The sequence below is a fragment of the Pseudonocardia sp. NPDC049635 genome, assembly GCF_040659795.1.
GTDB lineage: Bacteria > Actinomycetota > Actinomycetes > Mycobacteriales > Pseudonocardiaceae > Pseudonocardia.
The window spans coordinates 55,066-73,751 of the sequence record NZ_JBFAON010000022.1 but is presented as its reverse complement, the minus strand read 5'-3'; the positions used below and the strand labels follow the sequence as shown (position 1 = coordinate 73,751).

Genomic DNA, 18,686 nt, shown 5'->3' with positions numbered 1-18,686 from the left:
CACTCGGTCCCCTCTGGGGCACCCGGCGCGCCGACCACTTCGATCAGGGCTGTCGCCCGAGCTGAGGATCCGTTCCCCGCTCTCCCGACATCCTTGGAGCACCACCGTGTCCGCACCCGTCCGTGCGTCCCGACCTGCCCGCGTCCGCCCCGCCGCCCGGACCGCCCCGGTGCACGCGCGCCCGATCACCGCTCCCACTCCGTACGACCTGGACGACCTGCTCGAACTGACCCGGGAGATCGCCGCCGAGGTGCGCGCCGGCCGGCACGAGGTCGTCGTCGATCCCGACCGCCGCTGGTACCGGCTGCTGCGCAGCGACGGCTTCTGCGACGTCTGGCTGATCAGCTGGGCGACCGAGCAGATCGCCGAGCTGCACGACCACGCCGGCTCGCTCGGTGCGCTGACCGTGGTGTCCGGCGTGCTGACCGAACGCCGGTGGAGCGGCCCGTCCGGGCTGCGCACCCGCACGCTGCGGCACGGCCGTGGCGCGGGTTTCCCGCTCGGCCACGTGCACGACGTCGCCAACACCGCACCGGAGGCCGCGGTGAGCGTGCACGCCTACTCGCCGCCGCTCTCGGCGATGTCGTACTACGAGGTCGAGGACGTTCCGGCGACCGCAGGCCACCACCGGCTGCGCCGCACCAGGACCGAGCTGGTCCCGCCGGGGCGGGGCATCGGATGACGACGGTCGGGGACCTCGTGGCGGCCGCCCGGGCCCGGCTGGACCGGCCCGATCCGCGGCGGGCCGCCGCGCTCGCCGAGGACGGGGCGCTGCTCGTGGACACCCGACCGGGCTGGCAGCGGGTCGAGGAGGGGGCGATCCCGGGCGCGCTGGTGATCGAGCGCAACCACCTGGAGTGGCGGCTCGACCCGACCTCGGACGCGCGCATCCCGGAGGCCGTCGACCACGACGTCACCTGGGTGCTGTTCTGCTCCGAGGGGTACAGCTCCAGCCTGGCCGCGGCGTCGCTGCATGATCTCGGCCTGCACCGGGCGACCGACATCGACGGTGGTTTCCGGGCGTGGGCGGCCGCCGGGCTGCCGACCGAGCCCGGTCAGGACGGCCCGTCGGAGGCGACCCGCCCGCCGCTCCACCGCACGTCGAGGTAACCGGAGACCAGGGCGGTCAGTTCGTCCAGTACGACGTCCCGGCCGAAACCGGGTGACTCCAGCAGGTAGCTCGTCGTGAGGTGCTCCACGGCGCGCACCACGGTCCAGGCGGCCGCCCGTGCGGTGGTGGTGTCGGTGACGCCGCGGCTCAGCAGCGCGGTGGCGACCAGGTCGTCGATCCGGTGGGCGATCGCCGCCCGCCGCCCACCGGGGGCCCGCGGAAGCTGTTCGGCGATCACCCGCATCAGGTCCGGTTGTTCGGCGAACGCGTCGAGCAGCGCCTCCAGGGTGGCCCGGACGGCGGGCGCGGTTCCCCGCTCCGGCGTGGGTGCCTCACCCAGGGCGTCGAGGAACGCGCGCGAGACGCGAGCCTCCATCGCGTCGAGGTACCGGTCGAGCACCTCGGCGAGCACGGCGTCCTTGCCCGGGAAGTACTGGTAGAGCGAACCGGGCGAGACACCGGCGGCGGCCGCGATCCGGTTGGTCGACGCGCCGTCGTACCCGCGGGTGACCAGCACCTCCCGGCCGGCCTCGACGATCCGTTCCACCATCCGCCGGGAGCGTTCCTGGCGGGGCTCGCGCCTGCGTCCGGTGCGTCCGGTCATACCGCACCCCGGTACGCGCGTTGAATGCGAGCGCCCGCTCGTGTCAGCATGCGTTCATGGTGGCAGAGGCGTCGATCACCCCGGTGTACCCCCGCCGTTTCCGCAGCTCACCGGAGCGCAACGCACGGATCGCCCGGCCGCTCGCGCTGGTGGCCGGGGTCCGCGAACCCGACCCGGAGCTGCTCGACGAGCTCGGCCGCCGGATGCTGCTGCGCGACGAGACCGGAGCGGCACTGGCCCGCGCGATGGGCCGGGACCGCCCCGATCCCGAGCGGGTGACGATGCGGACGTTCCAGCAGGCGCTGGAGGCGGGCGGCCCGCCGGACGACGCACCGCCCGCGCTGCGGGCGTTCTTCGCCGCCGTCACCCCCGAGCCCGACTGGGTGGACCCCGACCTGCTGGAACGTGGCGGGCGCGCCTACCGGCGGCTGGGCCGCAGCCGGGACGACGTGCTGCTCGGGTTGTCGCTGATCGGTGGCTACCGCTACGGCGGCCCCACCGAGCTGCTGGTGCGGACCGGCGGGCTCACCGGGGCCGGAGCGATGCGCCGCCTCGGCGAGACCCAGGCCTGGGGGTTCGCGGTGAGCCGGCCCGGCGGGATGGCGCGCGGCGGCCCGGGCTGGCGGGCGACACTGCACGTCCGTGCGATGCACGCGCTCGTCGCGGACCGCTTCGAACGGGGCGACCGGTGGGAGACGGCCGAACACGGGCTGCCGATCAACCGGTCCGACCTGGCCGCCACGCTCGGCCTGTTCAACAGCACCGCGATCCTCGGCTGCCGGTTGCTGGGCACGCACGTCCCGCGGGCCGACGCGGACGCGATCATGCACCTGTGGCGCTACATCGGCTGGCTGATGGGCGTCGACGAGGACTGGCTGTTCAGCACCGAGCGGGAGCAGAACGCGTTCAACCATCACGTGCTGCTGGCTCAGGGTGACGTGACACCGAACGGGGCCCGGCTGGCCGGTGCGCTCGTCGACGGGTTGCGGGACGAGCGGCCCGGGTGGCGTGGCCGCTGGGAGCGGCGCAGGCTGCTGTCGTTGCTGCGGCTGTTCCTGGGTGCCGAGGGCATGCGGGACCTGGGCCTGCCGGTGTCGTGGCCGTGGATCGTGCCGTCGCAGGTGGTGCGCAACATCGCGCGGTCGGTGATCGTGGCGCGTACCGAGCGCGGGCGGCGGTGGCTGGAGGACCGCTCGGACCGGCGGGTCCGGTCGGACCTCGATCTCCGGTTCGGCGCCGACCGGCCCGGCCCCCGGGACCTCCCGGCCTGATCGGCCGGCCCGCGCCGCGCCGGCCGCCGCGTTGCGGCCCTTGCACTCGTCGAGATGCAGATCAGCGGGCCGCAGAGATCAACAATTCCCCCTGAGCTGCATCTCGGTGTGGGGGCGGGCGGGTCAGGTGAAGGCGCCGACGCCGGTGATGTCCCGCCCGACGATCAACGTCTGGATCGTCTCGGTGCCCTCGAACGTGTGGATCGCCTCGATGTCCGCCCAGTGCCGGACGACGTGGTGCTCCAGCAGGATCCCGTTGCCGCCGAGCAGGTCACGGGCTTCGGCGAGGATCGAGCGGGCGGTTCGGGTGTTGTGCATCTTCGCCAGGCCCGCGACGGTCGGGGAGAGTTTGCCTGCCTCGGCGAGCCGGGCGGTCTGCATGCAGTAGAGCTGCATCCCGGTCAGGTCGGCGAGCATCCGGACGAGGCGCTGCTGCACGATCTGGAACCCGGCCAGCGGCTTGCCGAACTGCTCGCGCTCCTTCGCGTAGCGCAGTGCGGCGTCGTAACCGGCGGTGGCGTGGCCCAGCGCCATCCAGGCGCAGGTGCTGCGGGTGGTGGCGAGCACCGCGGCGCAGTCGGCGAAGGTGCGGGCCCCGGCCAGCCGGTTCTCGTCGGGGACACGGACGCCGGCGAGGGTGATGTCGGCCTGCCACAACGCGCGCAGCGACACCTTGCCCGGGATGACGGTGGCCGAGTACCCCTCGGCCGGGGTCTCGACGACGAACCCGAGCACGTCGCCGGAGCCGGTGTCCCGGGCCCAGACGATCACCAGGTCGGCCACGGTGCCGTTGCCGATCCAGCGCTTGGACCCGCGCAGCACCCAGCCGTCGCCGTCGCGGGTGGCGGTCGTCTCCAGCGCCACCGAGTCCGACCCGTGCTCCGGTTCGGTCAGTGCGAACGCGCCGAGGGAGTCCATCGTGGACATCGAGGGCAGCCAGCGCTGCCGCTGCTCCTCGGAGCCGCACATCGCGATCGCCTTCATGGCCAGCCCGGCGTGCACACCGAGGAAGGTGCCCAGCGATCCGTCGCCGCGGTGCAGTTCCATGTGCACCAGGCCGAGCGCGAGCGGGCTCATCCCGGCGGCACCGTAACCGGTGATGTCCTCACCGACGATCCCCAGCTCGGGGAGCCTGCGGAACAGGTGCCAGGGCAGTTCGGCGCGTTCCCAGTGATCGTTGATCTCGTGCAGCACCTCGGTGTCGACGAACCGACGGGTGTCGGCGAAGCGCCGCCACTGCTCCTCGGTGAACTGGTCGCGCACCGAGAAGAAGTCGGTCCCCAACGCCTCGCCGAGCTCGGTGTACGGAGTGGTCGGTGCGGACATGGTGGGCGGCCCCCTCGCCGTCGGCGTCGGCGCCGATCCTCACACCACAGCCGCGGCCCCGCTCGGCGACGCGCTGCGCTGCCCGCCCGCGATCAGGATCTGATCAGGCAGAACGGGTGCCCGATCGGATCGAGGTAGACCCGGAAGCTCTCCGGCGCCGGCTGCACGTCGTGCTTCCGCGCACCGATCGCGAGCACCGCCGCCTCACCGGCGTCGAGATCGGGTACCGCGAAGTCTGCGTGAGCGCGCTGCGGATGCTCCTGGCCCGGCCACCGCGGTGGGACGAACCGGCCCTCGGCGATCCGCTGGAACGCCAGCGTGGGACCGGTGCCGCCGGAATCGAGCTCGACCCAGTCGGCATCCGGCCGTTCCGCGATCGGCCAGCCGGTGAGCCGGGAGTAGAAGCGGGCCAGCTCGAGCGGCTCGGGGCAGTCGAGGGCGAACAGGGCGAACCTGGCGATGGGTGGGTCGGTGCTGACGGGGCCGTTCCCGGGATCGTTCACGGTCACAGTGTGCCGCCGACCCCCGACAGGATCTGCGGGATCCTCAGGCCGGCGGCGGCAGCTCGTCGATCGCGCGCTCGACGCGCTGCACGGAGACCGGGTACCGGGTCTTCATCGGATGCGCGTAGAGCGAGACCCGCAGCTCCTCGATCATCCACCCGATCTCGCGCAGCTGGGCCGACGGCTCCGTGCCCGGAGGGAGGGCGGCGAGCAGGCCGCGGTACTCGGCCTCGACCGGCGCCATCTGCGCGGTCCACCGGGCGTCCCGGGACGGATCGGCGCGCAGCTTCTCCAGCCGCAGCTCCAGGGCCTGCAGATAGCGCCTCAGATCACCGAGCCGGACGGCGCCGGTGTCGGTGACGAACCCGGGCCGGACGAGCCGGTTCATGATCGCCGTCGCGTCGGCGACCCCGTCCCGGGTGGCCGGCCCGCGCAGGTCGGCGAGTGCCGCACCGACCCGGTGCCAGACCTCCAGGACGCCACGGACGGCGTCGAGCACCTGCAGCGTCGTCGCGGGCAGCCGCATCCGCAGCAGCTCGGCCAGCCGGAGGTACTGCGCCTCGTCGAACGGGTCGCCGCCACCGCGGCCGATCAGGTGGTCGGCGGCGGCCGTTGTGCAGTCGTCGAGCAGGGCGTCGAGGGAGCCGTGCGGGTTGCGGGACAGGGCGAGCCGTGCCCGGTTGTCCAGCCCGCGCTGCACCTGCTTCCCCGGGTTCGGGGTGTTGCGCAGCAGCAGTCGCCGCGCCCCGCGATGGTGTGCCGGATCGCGCTCGGCGACGGTGGCGTGGACCCGGACGTCCACCGTGGTGCCGCGGTCGCGCAGCCCCGGGTAACCGGTGACCACGTGCGCACCGCGCCGGATCGGCAGCTCCCTGGGCAGCTCGCCGATCGTCCAGGACGTCAGCCCGGTTGCCTCGACCCCGGTCCCGGCCGCCGCCAGCTCCTCCCGCACCTTCGGTGCCAGCTCACGGCGCAGCCGGTCCAGGTCGGTGCCGCGGGCGAGCTCGACGTCGTTCTCGTCGAGGACCCGGAAGGTGACGGTGAGGTGGTCGGGCAGCCGGTCCAGCTCCCAGTCCTCGCGCCGGATCTCGACGTTGCGCATCCGGCCGAGTTCGCGTTCCAGGCCGTCGAGCAGGGGCTCGTCGGTGTGCTCGCGCAACCGGCCCAGCACGGCCCTGGCGTGGTCGGGGGCCGGGGAGAAGTTGCGCCGCAGGTTGCGCGGCAGTGTCCTGATCAGCGCGGTGACCAGCTCCTCGCGTAGGCCGGGTACCTGCCAGGTGAAGGGGGTCGGATCGACCTGGTGCAGCGCCGCCACCGGGACGTCGACGGTCACCCCGTCGGTGTGGTGCCCCGGTTCGAACGCGTACGACAGCGGAAGCGTCAGGCCGCCGGCGGCCACGTGGTCGGGATACTGCTCGCGGTCGACGCCGCGTGCCGCCTCGGTGGTGAGCAGGTCCTCGGAGTAGTCGAGCAGATCGGGCCGGCGCCGCGACTCCTCGGACCACCAGCGGTCGAAGTGCTTGCCGGACACCACCGAGGACGGGACCCGCTCGTCGTAGAAGGCGAACAGCGTGTCCTCGTCGACCACCAGGTCCCGGCGACGGGCCCGGTGCTCGAGCTCCTCGGCGTCGTCGAGCAGTTCGCGGTTGGCGTGGAAGAACGCGTGCCGGGTCTCCCAGTCCCCCTCGACCAGGGCGTGCCGCAGGAACAGGTCGCGGCTCACCTCGGGATCGACCCGCCCGTACGCGACGGTCCGGTCGGCGACCAGCGGCAACCCGTGCAGCGTGACGCGCTCGGTGGCGACGGCGCTTCCCCGCTTGCGTGACCAGCGCGGTTCCGAGTACGTCTTCTTGACGAGATGTCCGGCGAGCGGCTCGACCCATCCCGGGTCGACCGGACCGACCGTGCGCGCCCACAATCTCGTCGTCTCGACGAGTTCCGCGGCCATCACCCAGCGCGGCGGCTTCTTCGCCAGCCCGGAACCGGGCCAGATCGCGAACTTCGCGCCGCGGGCACCGAGGTAGTCCTTCGGGCCCTTGCGGTCCTTCTTCGGGCCGGCCTTCCCCGGCGCCGCCCGGTCGGCGAGCGGGTCCTGCATGCCGACCTGGGAGAGCAGCCCGGCCAGCAGCGACTGGTGGATCACGTCGGCGCGCCGCGGGTCGAGCGGCTCGTCGGCGGCCCGGGGACCGGTGGCGGCCGGCCCGGAGTCGTCACCGTCCATCCCGGCGCTGCGGGCGGCCTGCCGGAGCTGCCCGTGCAGGTCCCACCACTCGCGCACCCGCAGGTAGTGCAGGAAGTCCTCGCGCAGCTCGCGGCGGAACCGGTTGCCGGACAGCGCGTCGCGCCGCTCGGCGAGATGGTCCCAGAGCCGCAGGAAGGCCAGGAAGTCCGAACCGTCGACGGCGAAGCGGCGGTGGCGCTCGTCGGCGGCCTGGCGCTGCTCGGTCGGCCGCTCCCGCGGATCCTGCACGGACAGCGCAGCGGCGATGACGAGCACCTCGCGCAGGCAGCCGTTGCGGTGCGCCTCGACCAGCATCCGGCCCAGCCGCGGATCGACCGGCAGCCGCGACAGCGACTGCCCGACGGCGGTCAGCGAGCGCCGGTCGGGGCGCAGCGCACCGAGCTCGTGCAACAGGTCCAGCCCGTCGGCGACGGCGCGCGGGTCGGGTGGCTCGACGAACGGGAACTCGGAGATCTCACCGAGGTCGAGCGCGATCATCTGCAGCACGACCGACGCGAGATTGGTGCGCAGGATCTCCGGGTCGGTGAACTCCGGGCGGGCGTCGAAGTCGTCCTCGGAGTACAGCCGGATCGCGATGCCGTCGCTGGTGCGGCCGCAGCGGCCGGAACGCTGGTTCGCCGAGGCCTGGGAGATCTTCTCGATCGGCAGCCGCTGCACCTTGAGCCGGCGCGAGTAACGTGAGATGCGCGCGGTGCCGGTGTCGACGACGTAGCGGACACCCGGCACGGTCAGCGACGTCTCGGCGACGTTGGTCGCGAGCACCACCCGGTTGCCGGTGTGCGGTTGCCAGACCCGTTGCTGCTCGGCCGTCGACAGCCGGGCGTAGAGCGGCAGGATCTCGGTGTTCGGCAGGTTGCGCCGTTCCAGGGCCTCGGCCGCCTCGCGGATCTCGCGCTCGCCCGGGAGGAAGACCAGGACGTCGCCGGGGCCTTCGCGCTGCAGCTCGACGACGGCGTCGCCGATCGCGTCGTCCAGTTGGCGGTCGGGGTCGGCGGCGCCGTCCTCCCCGCCCGGGTCGTCCGGGTCGACGACGGGGCGGTAGCGCACCTCGACCGGGTAGGTCCGGCCGGAGACCTCCACGATCGGCACCGGGGGCCCGTCGCCGCCGAAGTGCCGGGCGAACCGCTCGGGGTCGATCGTCGCCGAGGTGATGATCACCTTGAGGTCGGGCCTGCGGGGCAGCAACCGGGTCAGGTACCCGAGGATGAAGTCGATGTTGAGGCTGCGCTCGTGCGCCTCGTCGATGATCAGCGTGTCGTACCGGCGCAGGTCCTTGTCGCCGGCGAGCTCGGCGAGCAGGATGCCGTCGGTCATCAGCTTGACCATCGTCGCGTCGCCGACTTGATCGGTGAACCGGACCTTCCAGCCGACCGTGCTGCCGAGCTCGACGCCCAGCTCCTCGGCGATCCGGGCGGCCACGGTGCGCGCGGCGAGCCGGCGCGGCTGGGTGTGGCCGATCATCCCGTGCACCCCGCGACCGAGCTCCAGGCAGATCTTCGGGAGCTGGGTGGTCTTCCCCGAGCCGGTCTCACCGGCGACGATCACCACCTGGTTGTCCCGGATCGCCTCGGCGATCTCCGCGCGGCGCGCCGACACCGGCAGCGTCGCGGGATAGGTGATCGGCGGGGCCACTCGTGGGCGGTCGCCGCGATCGGGCACGAGGGCGGGGCCGGGCGCCGTGACGGAGGCGCTCCGGCCCCGCGGCCCGCGGCGGCGCGGTCGGCGCTGCTGCTCACGGGCCGGACGGCCGCGCGCGGCGCCCTCCGTCCCGGGGGCGGCCTGCGCTGCGGCCTCGTCGTTGTTCGACAGGGTTCTGATGTCGGTCTGCCGGTCCGTGGCGCCCCTTCGGGGACGGTGCGGACGCGGAGGCCTGCCGCCCCCGCGTGCGGGACGGTCGTCGGCGGACGGGGCGGATTCGCTGGACATCGTTCACTCAGTGTGCCTGCTCGCCCGGGACCGGGCGGACGCCGACCATGGTGATCGGACTCGCAGTGCGGGGCAATCGGATTTCGGAAGGTCGGCCGGGTGTCCGAGCCGGGTGCCGGTCGCCTCGCGGCGAGTGGCGCACCGCGGCTCCTGCCGGACGGTATTCCGCGGCGGCTGTTGTCTGTTGCGGCCCGGGGACTCGTGTCGCCCGGCTCGGACAGTCGGTTCAACGGGTCGGGTCCGCGAATCCTTCCCGGTCGGTTCGGCAGTGTCCGGACGATTCGTGACCGGATACGATATGTCGGTCATCCAGTCATGAGGAGCGCCATGACCCTGGTCCCGGCGTGCAGCGCAGCCACGACGGTCGATCTCGACGGCGGGCGGGTCCGGGTGCTGCGCTCGACCGCGCGGCCCGGCCCCGCGCGAGCGGGGACGCCGCTGCTGCTGGTGCACGGCGGAGGCACCGACAACGCGGCGATCTCCTGGTTCCACGCGTTCGAGGCGTTCGGCGCGGACCGCCCGGTGATCGCGTTCGACCTGCCGGGATTCGGCGGGACCAGCGGCATCGACCCGGTCGGCGATCCGCGGGAGATGGCCGACCTGACCGCCCGGGTGGCCGGACGGCTCGGGCTGGGCGAGGTGGTCGCCGTCGGTGTCTCGATGGGCGGCGACGTCGTGCTCAACCTGGCCCTGCGACACCCGACGCTGGTCCGGGGTCTCGTACTGGTCGGCCCCGGCGGGTTGGTCCCGGTGCTGCGCAACCGGATCACCCAGTTCTCGGCGTGGCTGGCCGCGCAGCTGCCCGAACCGGTCCTGCTCGCGCTGGCCCGGATGTCCACACCGCTCGTCCTGCTCGCGCTCCGGAACGTGGTCTCCGATCGGGGGAGTCTTCCGCCGCAGGTGGTGGAGGAGTTCCTGAGGCAGGCCCGTGAGCCGGACGGCTTCCTCGGGTACGCGCGGTACAACCGCGCGACCCTCGGGCCGTGGTCGATGCGCAACAACCTGCGGCCGGTCGTCGGCCGGATCGCCACGCCCGCGCTGTTCTTCCACGGCGCACAGGATGGGTGGGTCGATCCGGAGGGCTCCCGGCGGGCCGTCGCGGCGATGCCCCGTGCCCGTCTGGCTCTCGTCCCCGGGTGTGGGCACTGGGCCCAGCTGGAGGCGGCCGAACGGTTCGCGACCGAGGTCCGGGGCCTGCTCGCCGAACTGGCAGATCCGGACCCGGCCTGAATCGCGCTCCGGTGGGTCCGGGTGTCCGAGCCGGGCGCCGGTCGCCTCGCGGCGAGTGGCGCACCGCGGCTCCTGCCGGACGGTATTCCGCGGCGGCTGTTGTCTGTTGCGGCCCGGGGACTCGTGTCGCCCGGCTCGGACAGTCGGTGCAACGGGTCGGGTCCGCGAATCATTCCCGGCGCCCGTGACGCCGTTGCCGCGCGGGGCGATGTCGCGCTCGCTCGGCAGGGCCGTGGGCGCCGGTCGGTGCGGTACGCCACGCCGCACCGCGCGGGAGGGGTGTCCGAACCGGACGCCGGTCGCCTCGCGGCGAGTGGCGCACCGCGGCTCCTGCCGGACGGTATTCCGCGGCGGCTGTTGTCCAGTGCGGCCCGGGGACTCGTGTCGCCCGATCCGGACGATCGGTTCAACCGGCGGGGTGCGCGGATCATTCCCGCCCGCGGGGTCCCGTTCCTCGGGCTCACCGCACGCCGCACGGGAGCCCGGCATCGCGGGGTGGTCAGCGCGCACCCCGGCCCAGGACGCCACCTCCCGAGCGACGTCAACCGGCCCGTGCCGCCAGCACCCCGTCGGTCCAGGCGGGCCAGGCGTCGATCGCCCACTGCCCGAAGTCGCGGTCGGTGAGCACTACGGCGGCCAGGCCGGCGTCCGGGTCCACCCACAGAAAGGTCCCCGACTGTCCGAAGTGGCCGAACGTGCGAGGTGAGGAGTCCGCACCGGTCCAGTGCGGGGACTTCCCGTCGCGGATCTCGAAGCCGAGCCCCCAGTCGTTCGGCTTCTGCCTGCCGTAACCGGGCAGCACGCCGTCCAGACCCGGGAAGGCGACGGTCGTCGCCTCGGCGACGGTGCGCGGGTCCAGCAGCCGGGGCGACTGCAGCTCGGCGGCGAACCGGGACAGGTCGCTCGCGGTGGAGATCGCTCCCGCACCTGCCGCGCCTTCCAACCGGGTGGCGGTCAACCCGAGCGGCTCGCAGACGGCCTGGTGCAGGTAGTCGGCGAAGTCGATCCCGGTCGCCTCGGCGACGGCGTCGGCGAGCACCGCGAAGCCGGTGTTCGAGTAGATCCGTCGCTCACCGGGAGCGGCCTGCACCCGGTCGGTGTCGAAGGCCAGCCCGGAGGTGTGCGCGATGAGGTGCCGGACGGTCGCCCCGTCGGGGCCCGCCGGGTCGTTCCAGTCGAGCGCGCCCTCCTCGACGGCGACGAGCACGGCGTAGGCGGACAGCGGCTTGGTCACCGAGGCGAGCGCGAACTCGCGGCCGGTGTCACCCGCTCCGGCGAGCACTGTGCCGTCCGCTGCGACGACGCAGGCGGCGACGTGGTCGACCGGCCAGTCGAGGGCCCGGCGCACCGCCGGGTCGAGTCCGGTCACGGTGCGGGGAGCGGTCGGATGGCCATACGCCCATCCTCGCAGCCGGATCCGGTCGCCGCGTGCTCGCGTCCCGCGCGGTCGGGCCCGCCGGGAGCGGGCCACCGGCGCGGTGGTGCGACGGGTCAGGAGTCTCCGTGGACGGGGACGAGGGCGCCGGAGATCGGGGCTGCGTCCGGTCCGGCGAGGAAGGCGATCACCCGGGCGATCGCGGTGGGGGTGACGGCGCGGGCGACGGCACCGTCGTCCATCCAGCTCCGGTTGGCCGGGGTGTCGATGACCGAGGGCAGTACGGCGTTGACCCGGATCCGCTGCGGCGCCAGCTCGTCGGCGAGGAGCTCGGTCAGCCGGTGCACGGCGGCCTTGCTCGTGCCGTGCACGAGCTGGGCGGGCCCGGTGGCGCCGGCCTTCGCGCCGACGGTGACGATGGCGCCGCCGCCCGCATCGGCGATCCGCGGGGCAGCGGCCTGCGCGGCCCAGACCACCGAGGCGTAGTTGGTGTCGAACAGGCCGTGCAGGGTGTCCGGGTCGACGTCGGCGAGCCCGCCGGACGCGTAGCCACCGGCCACCGCCACGAGCGTGCCGACGGTGCCGGGGAGGTCGTCGATCGGGGCGAACGCCGCGCCGACGGCGCCCCGGTCGGTGAGGTCGACACCGATCGGATGGACGCCGTCGGCGGCGATCCGGTCCAGGTCGGCGCCCGGTCGGCTGAGCGCGGCGACCCGGTGCCCGCGGGCCCGGAACTCCTCGACGACGGCGCGGCCCAGTGCCCCGGCGGCGCCGGTCACGACAACGATGTGGTTCATCGGGGAATCGTGGCATCCCGGGGCCGGGCGGGGACGTCAACGGTGACACCACCGTCCGGGTCTCCATGTGCACTGCCGTACGGCAGTGTGCGTTGATCCGAACGGGTGGTCCCAGGGGGTTCCGCTCGTCAACTTTGTTGAGATCGTCGGAGTTCGTGACACGGGCACCGGGGCCCGGTCGACAGCGATGGCGTGACCACCTCGCAGAACCCCTCCGGCACCCCGGCCCAGCCCGGCCCGCCGCAGCAGAACCCGCACGACGCCGCCCCGGGGCGGTACGGGCCGGACCCGCGGCGCACCGGCCCGCAGCAGTGGGCCGGGCCCCCGCACGCCCCGCAGTACGGCCCGCCCGGCCGCTACTACGACGGCCACCCGCAGGTCCCGTTCGGTGGCCCGCCGTACGGGAACGCGCGCCCCGGCGGGCCGGTCCCGCCGGCCGGCACCGAGGCGTGGCCGACGGCCGCCCGGCGCGCGGCAGTTCCGGAGCAGCGGGGCGGCTCCGGGCCGCGGATCCCGGACGAGCCGCCGCGCAACGGATTCGGCACCACCGCGCTGGTGCTCGGCATCCTCGGCCTGCTGTTCTCGCTGATCCCGTTCGTCGGGGTGATCGCCTGGCCGCTGGTGATCCTGGGCCTGATCTTCGGGGTGCTGGGGATCGTGCGGGTGAGCCGCGGGAAGGCGAACAACCGGGGTGTCGCGATCAGCGGGACGGTGCTCTCGGCGCTGGGCCTGCTGGTGTGCGTCCTCTACGTCTCGGCGTTCGCGTCGGCGGTGTCGGAGATCCCCGCCGCGGCACCGGCCGCCTCGGTGCCGGCGGTGACCTCGCCGGTCGTCGGGGAGGGTCCGGCTGCCCCTGCGGCACCGGTCGAGAGCGCCGGTGGAGACGTGATCACCTACGAGGTGACCGGCTCCGGCAGCGCCGGCAGCGTCACCTACATCAAGGACGAGAACTTCGGGCAGGAGCAGGCGAACGGGGTCGCCCTCCCGTGGAGCACGGACGTCACCTTCGATGGAGGCGCACCGGCCTTCCAGCCGCTCTCGCTGGTCGCCCAGTCCGGGTCCGGTGGCAGCGACGAGATCACCTGCCGGATCCTGCGTAACGGCGAGGAGCTCACCTCCTCGACCAGCTCGGGTCCCTACGCCGTCGTCAGCTGTTCTGCGAGCTGACCACCCACGCGTCCCTCGCGGGCGGGTTCAGCCGGCGGTGCGACGCCCGTGCGCGAGCAGCATCCGTCGTCCGACGAGCATCAGCACGGCCGACCCGAGCATCACGCCCGCGTTGACCGACCAGGCGACCGGGAAGCCCTGGTGCGCGGCCAGCCAGCCGAACGCGATCGGGCCCGCGAAGCCACCGGCGTAGACACCGAGCTGCACGATCGACGTGGCCGCTGCGGGGGCCGACGGGTTGAGCCGGACCACGGCGAACTGCAGCAGCCCCGGCCACGCCCAGCCGAGACCGAAGGCCAGCACGACGCCGACGACCAGTGCCGGGGTGCCGGGGACGGCCAGCAGCACGAACCCGATCGCGCCCGCGGCGAGGCTCCCTGCGACGACGGCGATGTGCCCGCCGGTGCGCCGGTCGGCCAGCCATCCGTGCAGCATCCGGACCGAGAGCCCGACGACGCTGCCCAGCGTCAGCATCAGGCCGGCCAGGCCGGGGTCGATGCCCCGGTCCACGGCGGAGGCGACGAGGAAGATGCCCAGGGCGGTCGCGGTCCCGGCGGCCAGGCCGGACGCCACCCCGATCATGGCGAGCGCCCCGGTCGCCCGGTCGCCCTTCGCCGGGCGTGCGACGGGGGCGGCGTTCACCCGGGGGCAGGCGGCCAGGGCGGCCACGGCGAGCACCGCCCCGATCGCGTACGCCCACCGCCAGCCGAGGGTGAGCGCGACCGCGGGAACCGCGAGCCCGGCGAGCAGCGTCGCGGCCGGGATCGCCGCCTGCTTGACGCCGAACGACAGGCCCATCCGGTGCGCGGGCACCGTCCGGGCGAGGGTCAGGTTCGACGACAGCTGGCCCATCACGTTGCACCACGCACCGCAGAGCAGCAGTCCCACCAGCGACCAGTACGAGTGCGCCCCGACCGCGATCGCGGCCATCAGCACCGCCGCACCGGCTACCGAGATCCTGCTGGTCAGCCGGGACCCGACCCGCTCGACGATCATCCCGACGGGGAGCGAGCACAGCGCGCTGACACCGAAGTACAGCGCCACCACCAGCCCGAGGCCGACCGGGTCGAACCCGAGATCGGCGGAGAGCTGCACGGCCAGCGCGCCGGTCAGGAACACCGGCAGCACCGACACGGTCGTCACGATGACCGCCCCGGCGGCCACCCGGAACACCGACGGTCCCGCGGGGACGAGCACCGGAAGCCTGCTGTCGACACTCACTTGAGCAATGCTAACCGCTTGACCGTTCCGATTCGAACGAACGTGACCTATCCCTGGATGCGCGAGCTGCCGCCGCGGGCGGCCGACTCCTTCTCGCGCAGCTCGAACTTCTGCACCTTGCCGGTGGAGGTCTTGGGCAGCTCGTCGACGATGTCGACGTGCTTGGGTGCCTTGTACCGGGCGATCCGGGAGCGCACGTGCTCGACGAGCTCGGCCGGCTCCGCGCTGCGGCCCGGCTTGAGCACGACGAACGCCTTGCAGACCTCGCCCCACTTCTCGTCCGGGACACCGACCACGGCCGTCTCCAGGACGGCGTCGTGGGAGACGATCGCCTGCTCGACCTCCACGGTCGAGATGTTCTCGCCACCGGAGATCACCACGTCCTTGGCGCGGTCGCGCAGATCGACGTAGCCGTCGGGGTGCACGACGCCCAGGTCGCCGGAGTGGAACCAGCCGCCCGCGAAGGCCTCCGCCGTCTTCTCCGGGTCGAGGTAGTAGCCCTTCATGACGTTGTTGCCGCGCATGACGATCTCGCCCATCGTCGCGCCGTCGCGGGGGACGTCGTTCATCTGCTCGTCGACCACCCGGACCCGGTCCGCGCAGACCATTCCGACGCCCTGGCGCGCCTGCAGCCGGGCCCGCTGCTCGCCGTCGAGCGCGTCCCAGTCGCGCTGGTACTGGTTGACCGTGTACGGCCCGTAGGTCTCGGTCAGGCCGTAGACGTGCACGATCCGGAAGCCCATCCGCTCCATCTGCAGGATCGTCGTCGGTGACGGCGGGGCGCCGGCCGTCGTCACCACCAGCGGGTAGTCGAGGGTGACCGCCTCCGGCGCGTTCATGATCGTCGTGACGACGGTGGGCGCCCCGTTGAGGTGGGTCACGCCGTGCTCGGTGATCAGCCGCCAGATGGTGTCGCCGCGGACCTCGCGCAGGCAGACGTGGGTGCCGCCGATCGAGGTCACCGCCCACGGGGTGCACCACCCGTTGCAGTGGAACATCGGCAGCGTCCACAGGTAGACGGTGTCCGCGGAGTGCGAGGAGTGCACGATCTCGCCGAAGGAGTTCAGGTACGCGCCGCGGTGGTGGTACTCGACGCCCTTGGGGTTGCCGGTCGTCCCGGACGTGTAGTTGATCGTGATGGTGGCCCGCTCGTCGTCGACCGCCCAGGGCAGCGGATCGTCGGCCCCGCGGGCCAGCAGGTCGGCGTAGGAGAGGCCGGAGCCGACTCCGTCACCCGGGGCGGCCGGGTCGGTGACCGTGACGATCTCGCGGACCGTCCGCAGCTCGTCGGCGACCGGCCGCACCGTCTCGTAGAGCACGTTGTCGACGACCAGCACGGTCGCGCCCGAGTGGTCGAGGATGTAGCGGACCTCCTCGGTGGACAGCCGCGTGTTGATCGCGACCAGGACCGCGCCGGCCAGCGGCACCGCGAAGTGCGCCACCAGCATCTCCGGCACGTTGGGCAGCAGGTAGGCCACCCGGTCACCCGGCCCGACACCGGACGCGCGCAGCCCGTGCGCCACCCGTGTCGCCTCCGCCGCGAACTCGGCGTAGGTGTGACGGCGCTCGCCGTAGACGATCGCGGTCCGGTCCGCGAAGACGTCCGCGGACCGGCCGAGGAAGGCGAGCGGTGTGAGGGGGGTGTACCAGACGTCGTCGACCATGACCGACATCCTCACCCGTGTCTGTCCGGTGACGCATCCGCTGATCAGCGGTGTGCGCCGTCGCCGAGCCGGCCCGCGCCGGGCGCTCCGGTCCCGCGCCGCTCGGCGGCCCGGGCGTTCACGCCGGCATCGGAACAGAACCCGCTCCGCGACCGCTTGAGGCACAGCAGCCCGAGCAGCCGCAGGTCCGGTGTGACGACGGCGAGCCTGCGCCTGCCCGTCGCGACCATCTCGACCCGGGTGCGGTCGAGATCGGCGCCCGGGCCCACGGTCCGCCGGAGCAGCGTCCCGCCGGCGCAGGCGTCGGGCGGGCCGGTCAGGTCGGCCCGCTCGATCACGGTGAGCAGGTGGTCGCCGTCCACCACCAGCAGGGCGTGCACGTGGTCGTCGCGCAGGAGGTGCCGGGCCTGCGCCACGGTGGTGCCGGGCGGGCAGGTCTTCGGGTGGCGGACCATCGCGTCCGCCACCCGCGCCCGAGATGCCAACCGGAGGCCGGTCATGGCCGGCTCATCGCCGGGGCAGGGCCGCGACGACCGGGTGGTCGACACCGGCCGCCCGCCCGGGACCCGCGGGACCGTAGTCGGTCGCCGTGTGGAACTGGGCGTTGACCGCCTCGAAGTGCTGCAGTTCGGCCGGCAGCGCGGCGGCGAGATGGATGGCCTCCTGCGGGCAGACCGGTTCGCAGGCGCCGCAGTCGATGCAGCCGTCCGGGTCGATGTAGAGCATCCGCTCGCCCTCCTGGATGCAGTCGACCGGGCACTGCGCCACGCACGTGCGGTCCATGACGTCCAGGCAGGCGTCGGTGATGACGTAGGGCACGACGGTCTCCTCATCAGTGGCGGGCATGGGCGAGCAGCTCGGCGGTGTCGGTGATCTTGGTGCGGGCGCGGCCGCGACGGCGTCCCAGCGCGATCTCCGCGCGGTCGATGCGGGTCCACCCGGCCCAGTCGACGACCTCGTGTGCAGCGGTGAGCGCCTTCCTCGCCGACGGTGCGGCGGCAGGCAGATCGTCGAGATCGTCGAGCAGCGATCCCACGCTCTCCACGGCGCACGCCTTGTTCGTGCCGATCACCCCGGACGGGCCGCGCTTGAGCCAGCCGGTGACGTAGAGACCGGGCTCGACGCGTCCGGACTCGTGCGGGACCGTGGCCCGCTCCGGGTCGAACGGCAGGCCGGGGATCGGTGTGCCGCGGTAGCCGATCGCGCGGACCACCGCGTCGACGTCGAGAACGGACGCCGTTCCCGTGGTCGGGTCCGCCAGCCGGATCCCGGTGACACGGGTGCTCCCGAGGACGGCGACCGGGCTGCGGTGGACGTGGAACCGCAGGACACGATCGCCCGGGCCGGGGGAGTTCTCGGCCCACCGCCGGAACACCGCATGGCGGGCCCGCGCTGCGTGGCCGGGCGGTGGATCATCGGTCAGGCCGGCCGGGTCGACGACCGGGACGACGCCGGGCAGGTCGTCGAACGCGAGCAGCTCCCCCAGCGAGAACCGCACGTCGTGATGCCCGCGGCGGGCCACGACGTGCACGGCGTGCACCGGGTGGGCGTCGAGACCGGCGCGGACCGGATCGGGGATGTCGGTGTCGTCGAGCCCGGTCCCGGACTTCAGCAGGACGCGTGCGACGTCGAGTGCGACGTTGCCCGCGCCCACGACGGCGACCGTCGCCGGCCGTGGCCAGGACAGCACCGGCACCGCGTCGGGGTGGCCGTTGTACCAGGCCACGAGATCGGCTGCGGTGATGCTGCCGGGCAGGCCCTCACCGGGGATCCCGAGGTCGCGGGCTGCTCCGCTGCCGGTGGCGACGACGACGGCGTCGTAGCTGCGGCGCAGCTCGGCGACGGTGACGTCGGATCCGAGCCCGACGTTGCCGAGGAACCGCACGCGCTCGTCGGCGAAGACGGCCGCGAGGGTCGCGGTGACCGACTTGATGCGGTGGTGGTCGGGCGCGACCCCGTAGCGGACGAGACCGAACGGGGTGGGCAGCCGGTCGAGGACGTCGACGGGCACGTCGGGTCGGCGGCGGCGCAGCTCGGCGGTGGCGAACAGCCCGGAGGGGCCTGCACCGACGACGGCTACATGGGGCACGGGGCCTCCCTCGTGGTGGGCGGGGACGAGGGGACGGTGCCCGGTCGACACCCCCGGCAGACACCTGCAAATGCGCATTCCGGCAATGCAATATCGCCGAAACAATGGCGTAACCGGAATTGACGGGTATCCTGCATTTGCAGGTGGCTTCCGGGTCGAT

Annotated in this window: 16 protein-coding genes; 5 read left to right on the top strand and 11 right to left on the bottom strand. The window is 73.4% G+C overall.

Going from position 1 to position 18,686, the window contains the following annotated elements:
• Positions 1-106 precede the first annotated feature (106 nt).
• Together AB0J24_RS22570 and AB0J24_RS22565 are read left to right on the top strand one after the other, a co-directional pair.
• The gene (locus tag AB0J24_RS22570; RefSeq protein WP_358684414.1) at positions 107-682 is read left to right on the top strand and encodes a cysteine dioxygenase family protein; all 576 of its coding nucleotides are present in this window, start codon (positions 107-109) and stop codon (positions 680-682) included.
• Positions 679-1,110, top strand: coding sequence for a rhodanese-like domain-containing protein (locus AB0J24_RS22565; protein WP_358684412.1), 432 nt, complete (start codon positions 679-681; stop codon positions 1,108-1,110). The genes AB0J24_RS22570 and AB0J24_RS22565 overlap by 4 nt, the downstream gene beginning before the upstream one ends.
• Here the strand turns inward: AB0J24_RS22565 and AB0J24_RS22560 are convergent.
• Complete coding sequence (locus AB0J24_RS22560) at positions 1,056-1,715, bottom strand: TetR/AcrR family transcriptional regulator (RefSeq protein ID WP_358684410.1); 660 nt, start codon at positions 1,713-1,715, stop codon at positions 1,056-1,058. The two genes, AB0J24_RS22565 and AB0J24_RS22560, sit on opposite strands and share 55 nt — an antisense overlap.
• Positions 1,716-1,771: 56 nt before the next feature.
• Between AB0J24_RS22560 and AB0J24_RS22555 the strand changes: the two genes are divergently transcribed.
• Positions 1,772-2,986 carry an oxygenase MpaB family protein gene (locus AB0J24_RS22555; RefSeq protein WP_358684408.1) on the top strand — a complete coding sequence of 405 codons (1,215 nt, stop codon included), beginning with the start codon at positions 1,772-1,774 and terminating at the stop codon, positions 2,984-2,986.
• Positions 2,987-3,109: 123 nt separating this feature from the next.
• Here the strand turns inward: AB0J24_RS22555 and AB0J24_RS22550 are convergent, their stop codons facing one another.
• The 3 genes from AB0J24_RS22550 to hrpA form a co-directional block, all read right to left on the bottom strand.
• A complete protein-coding gene (locus AB0J24_RS22550) occupies positions 3,110-4,312 on the bottom strand; it encodes an acyl-CoA dehydrogenase family protein (protein ID WP_358684406.1) in 1,203 nt (400 codons plus the stop codon).
• 92 nt (positions 4,313-4,404) lie between these two features.
• Entirely contained in the window at positions 4,405-4,815 is a 411-nt protein-coding gene (locus AB0J24_RS22545; RefSeq protein ID WP_358684404.1) for a VOC family protein, read from the bottom strand.
• Between the two features lie 43 nt (positions 4,816-4,858).
• Positions 4,859-8,689 (bottom strand): ATP-dependent RNA helicase HrpA, encoded by a 3,831-nt coding sequence (gene hrpA, locus AB0J24_RS22540; RefSeq protein WP_358684402.1) that lies wholly within the window; start codon positions 8,687-8,689, stop codon positions 4,859-4,861.
• Positions 8,690-9,310: 621 nt separating this feature from the next.
• On the opposite strand from hrpA, the gene AB0J24_RS22535 reads away from it, so the two are divergent.
• Positions 9,311-10,213: an alpha/beta hydrolase gene (locus tag AB0J24_RS22535; RefSeq protein WP_358684400.1), complete on the top strand. Its 903-nt coding sequence runs from the start codon at positions 9,311-9,313 to the stop codon at positions 10,211-10,213.
• Positions 10,214-10,754: 541 nt separating this feature from the next.
• Here the strand turns inward: AB0J24_RS22535 and AB0J24_RS22530 are convergent.
• Both AB0J24_RS22530 and AB0J24_RS22525 read right to left on the bottom strand, forming a co-directional pair.
• Positions 10,755-11,582, bottom strand: coding sequence for a serine hydrolase domain-containing protein (locus AB0J24_RS22530; protein ID WP_358684398.1), 828 nt, complete (start codon positions 11,580-11,582; stop codon positions 10,755-10,757).
• A 122-nt stretch (positions 11,583-11,704) separates the two neighbouring features.
• Entirely contained in the window at positions 11,705-12,385 is a 681-nt protein-coding gene (locus AB0J24_RS22525; protein WP_358684396.1) for an SDR family NAD(P)-dependent oxidoreductase, read from the bottom strand.
• Positions 12,386-12,577: 192 nt separating this feature from the next.
• Here AB0J24_RS22525 and AB0J24_RS22520 point away from each other — a divergent pair, with 192 nt between their 5' ends.
• Complete coding sequence (locus AB0J24_RS22520; RefSeq protein WP_358684394.1) at positions 12,578-13,552, top strand: MmpS family transport accessory protein; 975 nt, start codon at positions 12,578-12,580, stop codon at positions 13,550-13,552.
• 27 nt (positions 13,553-13,579) lie between these two features.
• Here AB0J24_RS22520 and AB0J24_RS22515 read toward each other — a convergent pair whose 3' ends face one another.
• From AB0J24_RS22515 to AB0J24_RS22495, 5 genes are read right to left on the bottom strand one after another with little or no spacing between them, the layout of a single operon-like run.
• Positions 13,580-14,773 (bottom strand): MFS transporter, encoded by a 1,194-nt coding sequence (locus AB0J24_RS22515; RefSeq protein ID WP_358684392.1) that lies wholly within the window; start codon positions 14,771-14,773, stop codon positions 13,580-13,582.
• Positions 14,774-14,820: 47 nt separating this feature from the next.
• Complete coding sequence (locus tag AB0J24_RS22510) at positions 14,821-16,437, bottom strand: acyl--CoA ligase family protein (protein ID WP_358684390.1); 1,617 nt, start codon at positions 16,435-16,437, stop codon at positions 14,821-14,823.
• 44 nt (positions 16,438-16,481) lie between these two features.
• Positions 16,482-16,937 carry a CBS domain-containing protein gene (locus tag AB0J24_RS22505; protein WP_358684388.1) on the bottom strand — a complete coding sequence of 152 codons (456 nt, stop codon included), beginning with the start codon at positions 16,935-16,937 and terminating at the stop codon, positions 16,482-16,484.
• A gap of 7 nt (positions 16,938-16,944) precedes the next feature.
• Complete coding sequence (gene fdxA / locus AB0J24_RS22500; protein WP_358684432.1) at positions 16,945-17,256, bottom strand: ferredoxin; 312 nt, start codon at positions 17,254-17,256, stop codon at positions 16,945-16,947.
• 13 nt (positions 17,257-17,269) lie between these two features.
• Positions 17,270-18,526, bottom strand: a complete 1,257-nt coding sequence (locus tag AB0J24_RS22495; RefSeq protein ID WP_358684386.1) for an FAD-dependent oxidoreductase — start codon at positions 18,524-18,526, stop codon at positions 17,270-17,272.
• Positions 18,527-18,686 lie beyond the last annotated feature (160 nt).

Excerpts from the sequence above, each read along its gene's own strand:
- AB0J24_RS22565 (WP_358684412.1), top strand. The coding sequence starts at position 679 with ATGACGACGGTCGGGGACCTCGTGGCGGCCGCCCGGGCCCGGCTGGAC.
- AB0J24_RS22560 (WP_358684410.1), bottom strand. The coding sequence starts at position 1,715 with ATGACCGGACGCACCGGACGCAGGCGCGAGCCCCGCCAGGAACGCTCC.
- AB0J24_RS22555 (WP_358684408.1), top strand. The coding sequence starts at position 1,772 with ATGGTGGCAGAGGCGTCGATCACCCCGGTGTACCCCCGCCGTTTCCGC.
- AB0J24_RS22550 (WP_358684406.1), bottom strand. The coding sequence starts at position 4,312 with ATGTCCGCACCGACCACTCCGTACACCGAGCTCGGCGAGGCGTTGGGG.
- AB0J24_RS22535 (WP_358684400.1), top strand. The coding sequence starts at position 9,311 with ATGACCCTGGTCCCGGCGTGCAGCGCAGCCACGACGGTCGATCTCGAC.
- AB0J24_RS22525 (WP_358684396.1), bottom strand. The coding sequence starts at position 12,385 with ATGAACCACATCGTTGTCGTGACCGGCGCCGCCGGGGCACTGGGCCGC.
- AB0J24_RS22510 (WP_358684390.1), bottom strand. The coding sequence starts at position 16,437 with ATGGTCGACGACGTCTGGTACACCCCCCTCACACCGCTCGCCTTCCTC.
- AB0J24_RS22505 (WP_358684388.1), bottom strand. The coding sequence starts at position 16,937 with ATGACCGGCCTCCGGTTGGCATCTCGGGCGCGGGTGGCGGACGCGATG.